This window comes from Prolixibacter sp. DSM 2831, assembly GCF_056493735.1.
In genome coordinates this window covers 3,181,705-3,198,632 of record NZ_CM151379.1, presented here as the reverse complement: position 1 = coordinate 3,198,632, position 16,928 = coordinate 3,181,705, and the positions used below count along the sequence as shown (strand labels likewise).

The 16,928-nt window shown below is 45.0% G+C and carries 10 protein-coding genes; 9 read left to right on the top strand and 1 reads right to left on the bottom strand.

The genetic code is table 11. The features are described 5' to 3' along the window. Positions 1–6 precede the first annotated feature (6 nt). Positions 7–642, bottom strand: coding sequence for an NUDIX hydrolase (locus AC060N_RS12920; RefSeq protein WP_479524164.1), 636 nt, complete (start codon positions 640–642; stop codon positions 7–9). Positions 643–814: 172 nt separating this feature from the next. Here AC060N_RS12920 and AC060N_RS12915 point away from each other — a divergent pair, with 172 nt between their 5' ends. The 9 genes from AC060N_RS12915 to AC060N_RS12875 all read left to right on the top strand — a co-directional run bounded on the left by AC060N_RS12915 (position 815) and on the right by AC060N_RS12875 (position 16,884). Continuing rightward, positions 815–1,369, top strand: coding sequence for an RNA polymerase sigma-70 factor (locus AC060N_RS12915; RefSeq protein ID WP_463231000.1), 555 nt, complete (start codon positions 815–817; stop codon positions 1,367–1,369). A 54-nt stretch (positions 1,370–1,423) separates the two neighbouring features. Continuing rightward, entirely contained in the window at positions 1,424–2,590 is a 1,167-nt protein-coding gene (locus AC060N_RS12910) for a FecR family protein (protein WP_479524163.1), read from the top strand. Positions 2,591–2,674: 84 nt separating this feature from the next. Further along, positions 2,675–6,061, top strand: a complete 3,387-nt coding sequence (locus AC060N_RS12905; RefSeq protein WP_479524162.1) for a TonB-dependent receptor — start codon at positions 2,675–2,677, stop codon at positions 6,059–6,061. 12 nt (positions 6,062–6,073) lie between these two features. Then, positions 6,074–8,023 (top strand): RagB/SusD family nutrient uptake outer membrane protein, encoded by a 1,950-nt coding sequence (locus AC060N_RS12900; RefSeq protein WP_479524161.1) that lies wholly within the window; start codon positions 6,074–6,076, stop codon positions 8,021–8,023. Positions 8,024–8,374: 351 nt separating this feature from the next. Next, positions 8,375–9,799 (top strand): nucleoside hydrolase-like domain-containing protein, encoded by a 1,425-nt coding sequence (locus AC060N_RS12895; RefSeq protein ID WP_479524160.1) that lies wholly within the window; start codon positions 8,375–8,377, stop codon positions 9,797–9,799. A 102-nt stretch (positions 9,800–9,901) separates the two neighbouring features. After that, positions 9,902–10,951 (top strand): DUF1593 domain-containing protein, encoded by a 1,050-nt coding sequence (locus AC060N_RS12890; RefSeq protein ID WP_479524159.1) that lies wholly within the window; start codon positions 9,902–9,904, stop codon positions 10,949–10,951. Positions 10,952–11,126: 175 nt separating this feature from the next. Next, a complete protein-coding gene (locus AC060N_RS12885; protein ID WP_479524158.1) occupies positions 11,127–12,737 on the top strand; it encodes a GH35 family beta-galactosidase in 1,611 nt (536 codons plus the stop codon). 75 nt (positions 12,738–12,812) lie between these two features. Beyond that, positions 12,813–15,737 (top strand): glycosyl hydrolase 115 family protein, encoded by a 2,925-nt coding sequence (locus tag AC060N_RS12880; RefSeq protein ID WP_479524157.1) that lies wholly within the window; start codon positions 12,813–12,815, stop codon positions 15,735–15,737. A gap of 58 nt (positions 15,738–15,795) precedes the next feature. Then, complete coding sequence (locus tag AC060N_RS12875; RefSeq protein ID WP_479524156.1) at positions 15,796–16,884, top strand: glycoside hydrolase family 43 protein; 1,089 nt, start codon at positions 15,796–15,798, stop codon at positions 16,882–16,884. Positions 16,885–16,928 lie beyond the last annotated feature (44 nt).

Sequence of the window (16,928 nt, the reverse complement as noted above, 5' to 3'; positions counted from 1 at the left end):
TGATTTTTACTTCCTTTTCAATCGGTATAGGTATGCCGGCCGTTGTTTTCCCCCTTTGGTTTTTTCATTCAGCCGCTCCACCAGTTCCTGTGAAATCACTTTCTTCCTGAAGTTTCGGTTGTCGATCGTTTCATGAAGAAATGTCTGAAACAGATCGTGCATTTGGTTGAGCGGAAACTTCTCCGGCAGGAGATTGATGAGGACCGGCTTTCGCCATATTTCGTCTCTGAGCCAGCTAAGCGCTGTATCGATCATTTTGTTGTGGTCAAACGGTAATTTTTTAATTCCTTTTACCTCAAACCATTTTACTTTTTTCGCGTGCGCACCGGCAAGTAATTCAAATTGTTCCGGTTTCACCAGGGCACAATACAAAACAGAAATAACCCGGCGATCGGGATATCGGTCTGTATCGCCAAATACGTCTACACGAGATAAAAACAGGTTGGAGATACCAGTTAATTCCTGCAGCAACCTTCTGGAAGCATCATCCATGTTTTCATTGCAGTAAACATAACCGCCAGGAAGCGACCATCGGTCAAATTCAGGTTGCTTATCTCTTTTGATTAGCAGTATTTTAAGCTCTCCGTTAGCAAAGCCAAAAATGGCATTGTCGATAGAAATGTTAGGCAAGATTTCGTTCATCAGAAAAAAATATATACTTTGCGTACAAAGTACGTAAATAAAAATTAATTTTAAGCACCTGTAAGGTTAATTTTATATGGCGGGTTATGTTAAGGATTAATATTGCAGGGGGCAATGCATGGTGAATTTTATTAAGCAGAAGCCTTTACTAAGTTGACTACATTCCAAATCAATGAAAATTGAAGATAAAATACTGCTTGATGAAATAAGGAAACGTAACAGTAAAGTATTCGAGGTGCTGTTTCGGGATTATTACGTCTCGCTAATCAGGTATGCCGACGGATTTGTTTTTGACAAGACTGTCAGCGATGACATTGTGCAGAATTTCTTCATTTATTTGTGGGAGAACGGAGAGCATCTGGATGTGAAAAGTTCTCTCCGGGCTTACTTCTATCAATCGGTGCGCAACAGGTGTCTGAACTATCTGCGTGATTTGAAAGTGAAAGACAAGCACAATTTGTTGTTTCTGGAGGCCAGTTTAAACAGCGCCGATCCGTCACTCCTGCAGGACCCTGATATTGCAGATCAAATACATCAGGCGCTGGAGTCGCTTCCGAAAGAAATGCGGGACATCTTCACCATGAAATATTTGAAAGGGGCTAAAACAAAAGAAATTGCCAGCCTAAAGAAAATCTCTTCCAACACGGTAAAAACACAGCTTCAACGAGCGAGAGAGAAACTGAAAAAGAGATTAATTGAAACAACCTCCATTAATTTTTTTCTGTAGTCCTGTCACCCATTTTCTTATTCGTCGTGTCTCAGAAGTAAAGATTTCTTGTCAATGAGCAAAAGCGACAACTCGATCGATATCAAAATTATCTGGAAAGCTATTCACAATCAGGCTACGTGGCGGGAGAGAGCAAAGCTTGAAACGTGGTTGCAGGAGGACGAGAAGCATCAGCGTTATTACAATAGTCTAAAGGAGTATTACGAACGCGGCTCGACTGTCAATCCTGCAAGCGACGAGATCGAGGGAGCCTGGAATAATGTGAAGCATCGGATTTCCGGAAAAAAATCGAATACACGGCGCCGGTTGGTTGTCATCACATCGGTGGCTGCTTCACTGCTTGTTGCTCTTACTTTTTTCTATTATACGAAGCCGGGGCAGGAGCAAGTTCACGTGGCAGAAAACGTAAATACGATTCAACCTGGCTGCAAAAAGGCGGTTCTCATTCTCGATAACGGAAAAAGCCTTAACCTGGCAGCAAATGACACTTTCCAGATTAAAGAAGACGGTGCATCGCTTAAAAATTCTGGAAACAAGCTGCAGTACACCGCTGCGTCGAAATCCTCTGAAAAACTGAGCTATAATACACTGAAAGTTCCCAGGGGAGGAGAATATTACCTGGTGTTAGCCGATGGTACCAAAGTCTGGCTGAATTCAGAAAGTACATTACACTATCCGGTTAAATTTTTGGGAGACGAAAGACGGATTGAATTAACCGGAGAGGCCTATTTTGAAGTGACAAAAAATAAGCACAAACCGTTTAGGGTTATCTCAGGCAACCAAATCGTCACGGTTCTGGGAACGCATTTTAACATCTCAGCGTACCCGGAAGATTCGGTTACATACACCACGTTGGTCGAAGGGCACGTGAATGTGCAATTAAAAGATGATCCAAACGTGCAACAATCGCTTGTTCCCAACGAGCAAAGTAGAGTAAGTCGGACGGGCAATCAAATTAAAAAACGGGTGGTCGATCCGGCCCGCTATATAGCATGGAAAAACGGGCGATTTATTTTTAAAGATGAACAACTCGATGACATGATGAACACATTATCAAGATGGTATGATGTTCATGTCGTTTTTTCAAATCAACGGGCAAAACAAATTCAATTCACTGGTAATCTGGAACGTTACTCGGATTTTTCAGAGATATTGGATCTGATTGAAAAAACGGACGAAGTCAAATTTTCGATAAAAGACAACCTGGTAACAGTAAAATAAAAAAGCGGGAAATGGTGCGTACACTTCCCGCCAATCACTTTTTGGTGAGCGTTTAAATAGTAATTATCTAAACAATTCAAATCTATGAAAAAAAACCGAAGTATACCTGCTATTCACGGTAGGTTAAGAAGAATCTTGCTCGGTATGGGAATTGCATTTGCATTCCTGCTCCTTGATTTCGGAAATGTAACGGCAAGTGTCTATTCACAAGAGACAAGTGTCCGGGTAAAAGTGGCGAATGCTACAGTTGAGGATGTTCTTAAGAACATTGAAGAACAGACGGAGTTCCGTTTTTTGTATCGCTCCGACTTATTGAGAAATATTCCCGCCCAGAATGTCAATGTAAAAGATGCCAGGGTGGAAGATATTCTTGATAAGGTACTTGTTCCGTACGGTTTCACTTACGAAATCGACGATCGGACAGTAATTATCAAAAAGGCCGATAAACCGGCTGATGTAAAGAAGCCTGCCACACAGCAAAAGCAGGACATTAAAGGAAAGGTGACCGATAAGGAGGGAAAGCCGATTCCGGGCGTTTCCATCGTGGTAAAAGGGACAACCATGGGAACCATTACCGATCCTGACGGAAACTACACATTGTCGATTCCCGAAAAAGCACAAACACTCGTATTTTCATTTGTGGGAATGGAACCACAGGAGGTTGCCATAGACGGCCGTTCACAGATCGATATTACCATGAAGGATTCAAATGTCGGGCTGAATGAGGTGGTAGTCGTTGGATATGGTACACAGCGGAAAGAAGCGGTAACCGGTTCGGTAGCATCAATAGATGGTAGTAAGATGCGCGAAGTAGCATCTTCCAATATTACACAGGCACTGCAGGGACGTATGCCGGGTGTTCAGATGTCGCAGACATCATCGAAGCCGGGTGCCGATATGCAGATTCGCATCCGCGGTACGCGTTCGCTGACTGCTGATAACAACCCGCTGATCGTACTTGACGGTATTCCGTTTGCCGGCTCGATTAGCGATATCAGTCCCAGTGATATCAAGAGCATCGATATTTTGAAAGATGCGTCTGCAACCGCTATTTATGGTTCACGCGGAGCCAACGGTGTAATATTGATAACCACTAACAAGGGGAGACGAGGACAAAAAGCACAGATTACCTACAACGGTTACTACGGCTTAAAAAGTGTTTTTGCCAAATATCCGATGATGAATGGTCCTGAGTTGCTTGCTCTTCGTCAGGCTGCCGGTCAGTATTCAAATGGAGAAGATGAATCGAATGATGTAAATACTGATTGGCAAAGCTTGTTATACCGAACAGCTGTGGTAACAAACCACGATGTTGGTCTTTCCGGTGGTACCGACAAGGGTAGCTACAGTTTTGGTGCCGGTTATTACCATGATGAAGCGGTTATACCTACACAACAATACGAGCGTTTCACATTGCGGGGAGCTGTAGATCAATCGGTAGGAAAAAGTTTCCGCTTCGGATTCACGACGAATAATAATTATAACGTAACAGATGGTTCGCAGGTGGGACTTTACGGTGTTTTGAGCATGTCTCCTCTGGCCAGCCCATATAACCAGGATGGCTCCTGGAAAAGAACCATTAAGATGCCGCTGGACGAAAACTGGGTCTATTCAAGAGCCGTACTAGATAGTCTGAAGAATCAGTGGTTGAGTCAAACGAAGGCTTTTGGATCATACAACTCTTTGTATGGTGAGGTGAAAATTCCGAAAGTAAATGGCTTGAAATATCGTGTCAATCTTGGTTTGAATTTTCGCATGAGTAATGGAGGTGGTTACACAGGAGAGGGAATTAACAGCAGCAACGCGACAACTCCTTCAACAGCTTCTGTCAGTAACTCACTTACTACCAACTGGACAATTGAGAATCTCTTAACTTACGATCGCACTTTTAACGAAAAGCATCATATCAATGTAGTGGGGTTGTACTCTGCAGAGCAAACGAAGTATAATCGGTCGTACATGTTCGCCAAGGATATTCCGTCTGATGCCTTCCAATATTACAATCTGGGGCGGGCACAAGGTGAAATCACTGTTGACCCTAACGAGCAGAAATATGAGAAGAGTGGTCTGATGTCGTGGATGGGGCGTGTAATGTACTCATACGATAATCGTTATATGGTGACAGCAACTGTTCGTTCTGACGCGTCTTCAAGGCTGGCGAAGGGACATCAGTGGCATACTTACCCTGCGGTATCAGTCGGATGGAATATTAAGAACGAATCGTTCATGCAGAATATCAAGCAACTTGATATGTTGAAACTCCGTGTGGGCTATGGACAAACTTCCAACCAGGCTGTTCAACCTTACGCTACGCTTGGGCAATTGAGCACCCGGCCATACAACTTTGGCCCGACTGACTATGCCACCGGCTACTATGTATCGCAACTTCCCAACCCCAATTTAGGTTGGGAGTACTCTGAAACAATGAACTATGGTTTGGATTTTAGCCTCTGGAATGATCGCTTGTCTGGTACGGTAGAATACTATGTAACCAAAACAAAAGATATTCTGCTGAGTGTTAATCTGCCCAGTACATCCGGCGTGAGCAGTTACATGGCCAATATTGGCCAAACGCAAAACAAAGGTTTGGAATTTTCTCTTAACGGTAAAATTCTTGACAACGTCAATGGCTGGACATGGGAAGCAGGTATTAACGTATCGGCCAACCGTAACAAGCTGGTTTCCCTTGCATCAGGACAGGAAAAGGACGAAGCTAACTGGTGGTTCGTGGGGCATCCGATTAATGTGATCTATGATTATCAGAAAATAGGTCTCTGGCAACAAGGAGATCCTTATTTGGATATCCTGGAACCGGGCGGAAATGTTGGTATGATCAAAGTGAAATATACCGGTGATTACAATGCAGATGGTACACCTACCCGGGCCATCGGACCTGATGACCGTCAAATCATGAGTGTAGATCCCGATTTTGAAGGCGGTTTCAACACGCGTGTAACCTATAAGGGATTTGATTTTACCGGTGTCGGTACATTCCAGCATGGTGGTATTCTCATCAGTACCCTCTACTCTGCATCAGGTTACCTGAACCTGTTGAGCGGACGAAGAAATAACGTACAAGTGGACTACTGGACACCGGAAAATACGAATGCTACATACCCGAAACCGGGCGGTATATCAAGTGGCGACAATCCGAAGTACGGTAGTACCCTGGGGTACTTCAATGCATCGTACATGAAGATTCGCAGCTTGTCACTAGGGTATAATTTCAACCACAACAGCAACTGGATGAAATACGCCGGCTTGAGCAAACTGAGGGTTTACGTGACTGTACAGAATCCATTTGTTCTGTTCTCGCCATTCCACAGCCAAACAGGCCTGGATCCCGAAACGAACTCATACGGTGATGAAAATGTGGCAACAACCAGTACTTATCGACATCGTTTGTTGACTTTGGGTACTAATACACCGTCAACGCGCAACTACTTGTTTGGTATTAATCTGACATTTTAAAAGAGGACAATAATGAAACGTATACATATAAAAACTTTTATAGTACTAACGGTGATATCGTTGTTCCTGGCGTCGTGCTCGAACAATATTCTGGATGAGCAGCCGCGTAGTATTTATACACCTGATTTTTTCAAGACCGAAAAAGGTGTTTATGGTGGATTGACCTCTCTGTATGCCCACCTGCGTTATATCTACGGAGAAGCTTACTTCTATAATACCCTGGAAACCGGTACCGATGAAGCAACTTATGCTCAGAGTGCGGACCAGAACTTTAAAGTGATGGATATGACGGGACAGGGGGATATCACCTCCACCGACAGTCGCAGTGACAGACTGTGGGGAGCGGCTTTCCCGGATATCAACACGGCAAGTGGTATCATCGAAAATGCCAGTGCAGTAGGTATCTCAGATGCTCTGATTGCTGAAGCCCGGTTCTTTCGTGCGTTTGACTATTTCTTGCTGGTACAAACGTTCGGTGGAGTTCCTCTGGATTTGGGAGCAGGAGAACTGAAGTTCATTACATCTCCGGTGAGGGTTTCAACCCGTAATACCGTGCCGGAGGTATATACCAAAGCGATATTCCCCGACTTAATAAAAGCAGTAAACGACCTGCCGGCAGATCCACGCGTAACAGGTGGTGCCACCCAGACGCTTGCCCGTCTTTATCTGGCTAAAGCTTATCTGACATACGGATGGTGGCTCCAAAACCCCAATAACATTCCGACTTATCCGGCGAGTGATCGGGTTGATCCCGACGGACACGATGCTCAATGGTATTTTCAGCAGGCGTATAATGTGGCAACAACAGCTATCGACAATCCAGGGCCATTCGGACTACAGCCCACTTACTACGACGTTAACTGGGCGCCGAATGACCGTAATAATGAAATATTGCTGTATGCCGATCACACCGAGACCAGTGAATATTACAACGGAAGTAGTCTTACCTACAGTGGTGCAGGGGATCATGATAACTGTGCCGTTTGGATGATGACGTGGAACTATACGGTGATTCGCAGTAGTTCTTCCAATACAGAATGGTCAGCCATGAGTTCTGTTCAGCGTGAGGCGGAGCAGCACCTGGGACGTCCGTGGACCCGTATGTGTCCTACGATTGGAGTGATTAAAAACACCTTTGCTGACAAAACCAACGATTCGCGATACGATGGTACTTTTACGACTGTTTATCGCGGCAACTGGGATAAAGCAGGTGTTACCGGTCCGGTATATAACGCCAATTATATGCAGGTGCAGCCAGGTGATGCCATATTAACTTTCCTGAATAATGATCCGTCAACGGCCCTTACATATCCCAGCGGGCAAGGTAATAGCAATATAGGTGCAGCTGAAGTGCCTGGAAGGTCTGACTTTGTGATTGCACCGAGTGGAATTAGCCGGATTGTATATCCAGGTCTATGGAAACTGGGTACTTACCGCACTGATAACAATGGAGGGCTGGGGCAGCCAAACGCTGCCAGCACTCGTCCATTTAACATCGCTAAATTTTCGGAACTTTACTTTATAGCTGCCGAAGCTGCTGTGAAAGGAGCAGCAACGACAGCGGGTAAAAGCGCACGGGATTTGATCAATGTGATCCGGGCACGTGCCGGAAAATGGCGTTATGACAACAATGGAGATTCCATAAAAGTGGAAGACCATAGTGCTGAGATGGTAGCTGCGACACCGGCAAATATCACGATTGATTACATTCTTGCTGAGCGTTCACGCGAATATTATGGTGAAGGTTATCGTTGGTTCGACCTGGTACGCACACAGAAATGGGGTGAGCTTGCAGGTACTTATCAAATTGGTGGAGCCAATTATGGAGACCACACGCCGCAAACGGTAACGCGGAATATTCAGCCGTACCTCTATCTGCGGCCAATTCCACAGAGTCAGATCGATGGCCTGGAAATGAGCGAAGCAGATAAAGCAGCTTACCAAAACCCGGGTTACAATTAATCGTCAACTCGTGAAATAGAAAGTTGAAGTTATTGGAATCAGCTATTTTTGGCTGATTCCAATAATATTTTTTCAAGGTTTCATGATTCATAAAACTAGAATACTACTGATGCGTTAATTATTTAATTCAATGATATTTGAAATATCAAAAATCATAAGTAATTGAATTTTTTGACTTTCCATTTAGTGTTCTTTGTCTATAGAATCAACTTTCATTTCAAATCCTAAAAACAAAAAAAGCTTACAACGCCAGCAATATCAATAGGTTTTGCGATTTTAAAATAGTTTAACGCATTGCCAGTAAAACTAGAAGAAGAACTTATTTGCCAACTATAAACAAACCTATTTACCATGAGACTATCAATACTTGCAATTCTTTTGTTCCTCATTCCTCATTATCTTTTTGCGGGAACTAATCAGAAAAGCCGGCTAATAGTATTGTCGGATATTGAAGCGGAAGTGGATGATACCGAGTCGTTTGTCCGGTTGATGTTGTATTCGAATGACATTGATATCGAAGGACTAATTGCAACCACCTCAGTTTGGAAGAAGACCAGTGTTGCTCCTGAAGCTATTCGAAAAATCATCCGTGCCTATGGCAAGGTTCAGCCTAACCTGTTAAAGCATGAAGCCGGTTTTCCGGATGCAGAAGTTCTTTTGTCGAAAGTGAAACATGGTTTGCCGGTATATGGCATGAAGGGAGTGGGCGAAGGTAAGGACTCCGAAGGTTCGGAATGGATTGTCAAGATATTGGAAGAAAAGGATGATCGTCCTTTATGGATAGCAGTTTGGGGAGGAGCCAATACCCTGGCACAAGCGCTGTATACGATAGAGCATACAAAGTCAAAAGCCGAAGCAAAAAGGTTGATTGCCAAACTCCGGGTTTATACCATATCCGACCAGGATGACAGTGGCATTTGGATTCGCAAGAATTTTCCCGGGCTGTTTTACATTGTTAGTCCCGGTGATGATTACGGAAGTGCTACCTGGGTTGCCATCAACAGTTTTATAAAAGGCATCAACAATGATAAGATCAGCAACAGCTGGCTGGCAAAAAACATCCAACAAGGGCATGGACCCCTAGGTGTTGAATACCCTGATGTAGCTTACGGAATGGAAGGCGATACTCCATCCTGGTTGTCATTAATACCTAACGGCCTAAATGCGCCGGAGCATCCCGACTGGGGCGGCTGGGGCGGCCGGTACGAACTGTATAAGCCTGATTTTTCCAAAGAAAAGAAAGGAAACTCAGGTGTTCCACATGAACCTGAAACTCGGGCCATATGGACCAATGCAAGTGATACGTACACACCCTGTGTTTCTTCTGAATACGGACGAACTATCAAGATGGATACGGTTACTTTTACGGGCAATAAAGTAAGCTTGTGGCGCTGGCGCGATGATTTTCAGAATGATTTTGCTGCCCGGATGGCCTGGTGCACCCAAAGCTATAAGGAAGCCAACCATCCGCCGGTACCGGTATTAACTACACCCGAAGAAATCACGGTAAAATCAGGAGAGGGGATTTTGCTTGATGCAAGTAATTCTTACGATCCGGATGGAGATAATCTCAGTTTTCAGTGGTTTAGCTACCCCGAAGCTGGCACCTATAAGAAAAAGATTATAACTGATGCTCAAAATTCACATAAACTATGGGTTGTTGCTCCTAAGGTGGAGAAAAAGGAAACAGCCCATATCATTCTAAAAGTTACCGACAAAGGCACACCTCAGCTTTCGAGGTATAAACGAATCATCGTAACCATCCTGCCTAAGTAGATGGAAGGTTATTTGAGGTCGTAAATAAGGTTTTCCGGATTTACCGAATTTTAAATCATAAACGAATACAGCGAATCTGGTATTCTAAATGCATGTAAGGCCATGAAATATTGTTATACAGCCATTTTCCTCTTTCTGTTTACTTCACTTGCGTATTCACAGGGGATAAACAAGGAATCCATTGCAGACAAACCTTATCGGGTAGTAATTTCAACAGATTTTCCGCCTTTAGATGTTTGTATGAGTGGCTGCGCGGCCGATCATACCAGCGATCCTGACGATGTTCAATCGATGGTGCGCTTTCTGCTTTATGCCAATGAATTTGACATTGAAGGGTTAATTGCTTCGTCAGGCACGTTTGCAAATATTGCAAACAAACAAAATATCCTTGACATACTCGATTTGTACGCTAAGGTGTATGATAATTTAAAGGCGCATGATTCACGTTATCCGACGCCTGACTATTTGCGCTCGGTTACCTTCCAGGGACGCTCGGGTACCTGGGGTGGTTCGGTAAGTCATAATATTGGTCCCGGAAAGGACAGTGAAGCCTCTGATTCTATTATCAGTATTGTCGACCGACCCGATTCTCGACCTGTATGGTTTTGTTTCTGGGGTGATTGCAGTAATCTAGCCCAGGCCATCTGGAAAGTAAAGAACACTCGCAGTGCCACTGAGCTGAAATCTTTCCTCAGTAAAATTCGAGTTTTTCAAATTGCACATCAAGACAGCACCATAGACTGGCTGATGAATAATTTTCCAGACCTTTTTATTATCTATTCGTACCACACCTACCAGGGGATATTTGGCGGTCCCAATGATTCACTGGGGAATGAAGCTTGGATCAATACACACATTCGTCAAAATCACGGACCGTTGGGCGCGGTCTATCCGTTGGCGGCGATGGGAGTCGACGGAGTGAAGGAAGGAGACTCTCCGTCCTTTCTTTACCTTGTAAGTGCTGTAAAAGGGATGAATAACCCGGAATCTCCTACTCAGCCGAGTTGGGGAGGTGAATATGTTCGTTCAGGAACGACTAATCATTGGGTTGATGGCCCGGGGCCTTCAAGTATTCATCAGTGGGAACCGCAATATCAGGCCGACTTTGCTCAACGGGCCAACTGGATGGTCGACTCTGTTTCGAACAGATGACTTGTTGAAAAACTGAGAAGTTTGTAGAAAGAAACGAATCGGAATACAGAGAGCAATCGTCTAAAAGATTGATTGGAAAACCAGTCAGATAATTATGTTTGTTTTTTTCATAGGTAACAGAAACAGGAATGGTATTCAAGCTGTTTCTGTTTTTTACAAAAAATATCAGCTGTATATGAAACTACACAAGGCAAGACTGTTGTTTATCCTGCTTGTTTTTAGTTTAAAACTGACTGCACAGCAAGTGAACTTACCACATTTAGAAAAGATTGGACAAACCACACATTTGATGGTCGATGGTAAACCATTCCTGATGTTGGGAGGAGAGTTAGGAAATTCATCATCATCCGATAGTGCTTATTTGACTGCCATCTGGCCAAAGCTGAAAGCTATGCACCTGAATACGGTTCTTGTTCCTGTTTACTGGGAATTGGTCGAACCGGAGGAAGATCAGTTCAATTTTCAACTGATTGACCAGATGATTCGTCAATCCCGCGAAAATAAAATCAAGCTGGTATTGCTTTGGTTTGGAAGCTGGAAAAACAGCATGTCATGTTATGCGCCGTCGTGGGTAAAAGACGATTCGAAACGTTTCCCAAGGATCAAAGATAAAGCGGGCCGTTCGGCCGAAATTCTTTCTCCTTTTTATAAAGAGAATCTGGCAGCAGATAAACGTGCTTATGTGCAATTACTGAAACATATTGCTCAGACAGATAATAGTCATCAGGTCATTATGGTTCAGGTGGAGAATGAAATTGGCATGCTGCCCGATGCCCGGGATTATTCCGACGCAGCTAATCAGAAATTCAAAGAAGATGTACCGCAAAAGCTAATCGATTACCTCGTTAGTCATAAGAATGAATTACAACCTCACTTGCGGCAACTTTGGTCTTCTCATGGATACAAAACGAAGGGGAACTGGGAGCAGGTTTTCGGTAAGAGTCTGGCTACCGACGAGGTGTTTATAGCATGGTACCTCGCATCCTATGCTAATAATATTGCAGCTGCGGGTCAGAAAGTCCTGTCAGTTCCATTGTATGTGAACTGCGCTTTGAACCGCCCCGGTCTGAAACCCGGACAATATCCTAGTGGCGGTCCGTTACCTCATTTAATTGATGTGTGGAAAGCCGCAGCATCAAATATCAACCTCCTGTCACCCGATATTTATCATGGCGATTTCAGAGAGTGGAGTAAGATGTATGATTTGGAGGACAATCCGCTTTTCATTCCGGAAATCCGCAGAGGCGAAGAAAATGGAACACAAGCCTTCTATATTCTGGGAAAGCACCATGCCATTGGATTTAGTCCTTTTTCCATCGAATCAACGGATGAGCCCGAAAAATATTCGTTGACAAAAAGCTATCGGTTGATTTCGCAGGTTAGTGATATGCTGGACAAATATCCTCAGACAGGAGTTTGGTTCAATTACGAGCATCAGCGGGACACGTTAACGTTTGGAAAATACCGGGTTGTTGCATCCCACGATTATACATTGGGGTGGTCACCCGAGGCAGCATCCAGGGATTGGCCGGCGGCCGGAGGAATTATTATTCAAACAGCAGACAACGAGTTTTGGGTAATTGGAACCGGATTGGTTCTGACTTTTTCGAACGCCGAAAATTCTCAATTGAATACGGGACTGTTAACGGTCGATGAAGCTGAGAAACAAGCAGGGAATTGGCATTTCCGGCGGTTGAATGGAGACCAGACTCATCAGGGACGGCATGTCCGCATTTCTTCAGGGAAATGGATGATACAGCGAGTACGATTATATGATTATCCTTAGTTGCTCGTGTTGGCAATTAATAACACATTTTAATAAGAAACAGAAAAAATATTCAGTCAGCATAAATAAGTCATTATGGAGGAAATCGGAAGAACAAAAAAAATATGGAGCGGGAGCCTATGGGTGTTTTTGTTTACTCTTGGGTTTGTGATGCAATCGTGTCAGTCGCAGGTTGCTCCGAAAGGGAACAATCAACCCACTCATAATTACATTAGCACGACTGAAGTTGATAACGGCTTTACGCTTGCGCAGGATGGCAAAACAGCGCCTATCGTTATTGGCAACGATGATTATAAAGGCGTGAAGCTCATTGCGGGCTTTGTTCAGAACGACTTGCAAAAAGTAACGCAGACAAAGCCCATGCTGGTAGTCGGAGATATTCCGAAGACACAGGAGATTATTCTGGCGGGTACGGTTGGAAAGAGTTCGTTGATTCAGCAACTCATCGATCAGCACAAGATCGATGTTTCCGATATCAAAGGCAAATGGGAAGCAACCGTTACCCAGGTTGTCGACAATCCTTTTCCGGGTGTTAAGAAGGCGTTGGTCATCGCCGGAAGCGACAAGCGGGGAACCATTTACGGTTTGTTCGATTTGTCGCGGAACATGGGTGTCTCGCCGTGGAATTGGTGGGCTGATGTACCGGTTCCGGTACGCACATCGCTCTACGTAAAGCCGGGCCGTTATTTGGTGGATTCGCCGAAAGTAAAATACCGGGGAATCTTTCTTAATGACGAAGAGCCGGCATTGGGGCGTTGGGCAGTCCAGAATTACGGCGGTTTCAATCATAAGTTCTATGAAAAGGTATTTGAACTCCTGTTGCGCCTCAGAGGCAACTACATGTGGCCGGCGATGTGGTGGGCCAGCTTCAACAGTGACGACCCGGAAAACCCGAAACTCGCTGACGAAATGGGAATCGTGATGGGAACGTCGCACCACGAACCAATGATGCGGGCTCATGCCGAGTGGGCTCCCTACCGGAAGAAAGGCATCCCATGGGATTATACCAAGAGTAAGGCAGTGCTGGATACCTTCTGGACCAAAGGCATTGAGCGTATGGACCACCACGAAAGCATTGTGACCATTGGTATGCGTGGCGACGGTGACGAAGCAATGGGAGACAAGACCAACATTGCCCTGCTGGAGCGAATTGTAGCTGACCAACGGAAAATCATAGAACAAGTAACAGGCAAACCAGCTAAAGATACGCCTCAGTTGTGGGCGCTTTATAAGGAAGTGCAGGCATATTACGATCAGGGGATGCGCGTACCCGATGACGTGACTTTGTTGTTGTGCGATGATAACTGGGGAAATATCCGCAAATTACCTAAACTGGATGCCAAACCTCGTTCCGGTGGTTACGGTATTTACTACCACTTCGATTATGTGGGCGGACCGCGTAACTACAAATGGCTAAACACCAATCCGCTGCCTCGGGTGTGGGAGCAGATGCATCTGGCATACAAACACGGGGTCGATCGCATCTGGCTGGTGAACGTGGGGGACCTCAAACCGATGGAACTGCCCATCTCCTTTTTCCTGGACTATGCCTGGAACCCGGATGCGATGCCGAAGGAGAAGTTGCCGGAATATACGACCAATTGGGCTGCCCAGCAATTCGGCACCGAACATGCCAAAGAAATTGGCCGGATGCTCCAGTTGTACGCAAAATACAACGGACGCCGGAAACCGGAATTACTTTCGCCTGCAACCTATAGCCTCAATCATTACCAGGAGTATGAACGGGTGGTGAACGAATACAATCAACTGGCCCGGGAAGCAGAAGAGCTGGGCGATAAAATGCCGGCGAAATACAAAGATGCATATTACGAGTTGGTACTGCACCCAATTACGGCTTGCGCCAATTTGAATGCCTTGTATTACGCAGCCGCGAAAAACCAACAGGCTTTTGAACGGGGGAGCGCTGTGACCAACGACTGGGGCGACTCCGTCAAGGCGCGTTTTGAGAAGGATTCATTGATAACGGTTTACTACCATACCAAGTTGGCCGACGGCAAGTGGAATCATATGATGGCTCAGACGCACATTGGCTACACTTACTGGCAGGAGCCGAAGTACAACCGCATGCCGAAACTGGATAAACTTACGATTCCTGAAAAGGCACAAATGGGAGTAGCGATACAAGGGGCAGACACATTCCTGACGGAAGGAACTTTTGGAGCGGAACTTCCCGAGATGGATAATTTCAACCGGAAGCCGGTTTACATCGATGTGTTTAACCGTGGGAAAGAGTCTTTCAAATACAAGATTACATCAGCAGAACCCTGGCTGAAAGCAGAGCCGGAAAGCGGTACCGTTCAACAGAACCAGCGGATTTGGCTGTCGGCCGACTGGAACAAAGTCCCGGAAGGTAAACACACGGTAGCGGTCGAAATACAACAGGAAGGGGGCAAAACAATTACCGTGAATGCAGTCGTCGAGCATCTGACTCAGCCAAACCCAAAGACTTTTAATGGATTTATTGAAAGTAACGGCTATGTCTCAATGGAGGCCGCACATTATACCCGGAACATTCCGGCTAATGGAATTCAATGGGAAGAAATCCCCGGTTTGGGACGGACGCTTTCAGCGATGTCTCCTTTCCCGGTAACGGCAAATAAACAAACAGCCGGCTCGGATGGTCCGCATATGGAATACAACATGTACCTGTACCAATCCGGCACAGCGAAAGTGAACCTGTATCTTTCGCCTACATTGAATTTCTACAATGATAATGGATTGCAGTTGGCCGTTTCATTTGACGATCAGAAGCCGGTTGTCATTAACATGAACAAGGACGAAAATAACCGGAACTGGGCCAGTTGGGTTAGCAACGAGATCAACATACAACAAGTCAGTTTACCGGTTGAGCGTCCGGGTAAACATACGCTGAAAGTCTGGATGATTGATCCGGCAGTCGTACTTCAAAAAATTGTTGTGGATACCGGTGGAGAAAAAACATCCTATCTGGGACCTCCCGAAAGTGGCAGATTAAAATAAGAAAAACAGATATATCCAAAAACCAATAAACAATGCACCAGAATAAATAATTAACTAGATGAAAAAATACGTATTACAGGGAATGGCGTTTGCGGTTGTTGCAACATCACTTGTTTTGATGGCATTCAGCAACGGGCGTAAGTCAGCGCAATCTGACAAGAAAGTAAGTGAGGGGGGAACCCGGTATTTGGTGAAAGATATCTACATCGCCGATCCATCTGCCCATGTTTTTAACGGAAAAATCTATGTGTATCCTTCGCATGATATCGATGCCGGCATTCCGCAAGATGACAACGGCGATCATTTCGCCATGCGCGATTACCACGTGTTCTCGATGGATAACATCGACGGAAAGGTAACCGATCACGGAGTCGCTCTTGATGAGGATAGTGTTCCATGGGTGGGGCGCCAAATGTGGGCTCCTGATGCTGCAGAGAAGGATGGAAAGTACTATTTGTATTTCCCGGCTAAGGATAAAACAGATATTTTTCGGATAGGTGTTGCTGTTAGTGACAAGCCTGAAGGACCGTTTAAAGCTGAACCCAATCCCATTAGAGGCAGTTTTAGCATCGATCCGGCCGTATTCAAAGATGACGATGGAAAATACTACATGTATTTTGGCGGTATCTGGGGTGGTCAGTTACAACGGTACCGAAATGGTAAAGCAATTGAATGTGGCAAGGAGCCAGCTGACAATAAACCGGCATTAGGCCCCCAGGTGGCGCGGATGAGCGACGATATGCTTCAGTTTGCCGAAGCACCCAAAACAATACAAATTCTCGATAAAGACGGTAAGCCTCTGTTGGCTGGCGATCACGACCGTCGCTTTTTTGAAGCTTCCTGGATGTACAAATACAACGGGAAATACTATTTCACCTACTCAACAGGCGATACACACAAACTTTGCTACGCCACCGGAGATAATCCTTACGGACCGTTTACGTATCGGGGAGTGATTTTGACTCCGGTGGTCGGTTGGACTACCCATCAATCTATTGTCGAGTTTAAAGGAAAGTGGTATCTGTTTTATCACGATGCCCGATTATCAGGCGGGAAAACCTGGTTGCGAAGTGTTAAGGTGACCGAGTTGAAATACAATAAAGATGGTTCCATTCAAACCATTGACGGTGGAGGAGCATCGGAATAGTCGTTTTTCATAGGTTAAATAAAAAAGAGATACTCAAAAGGACC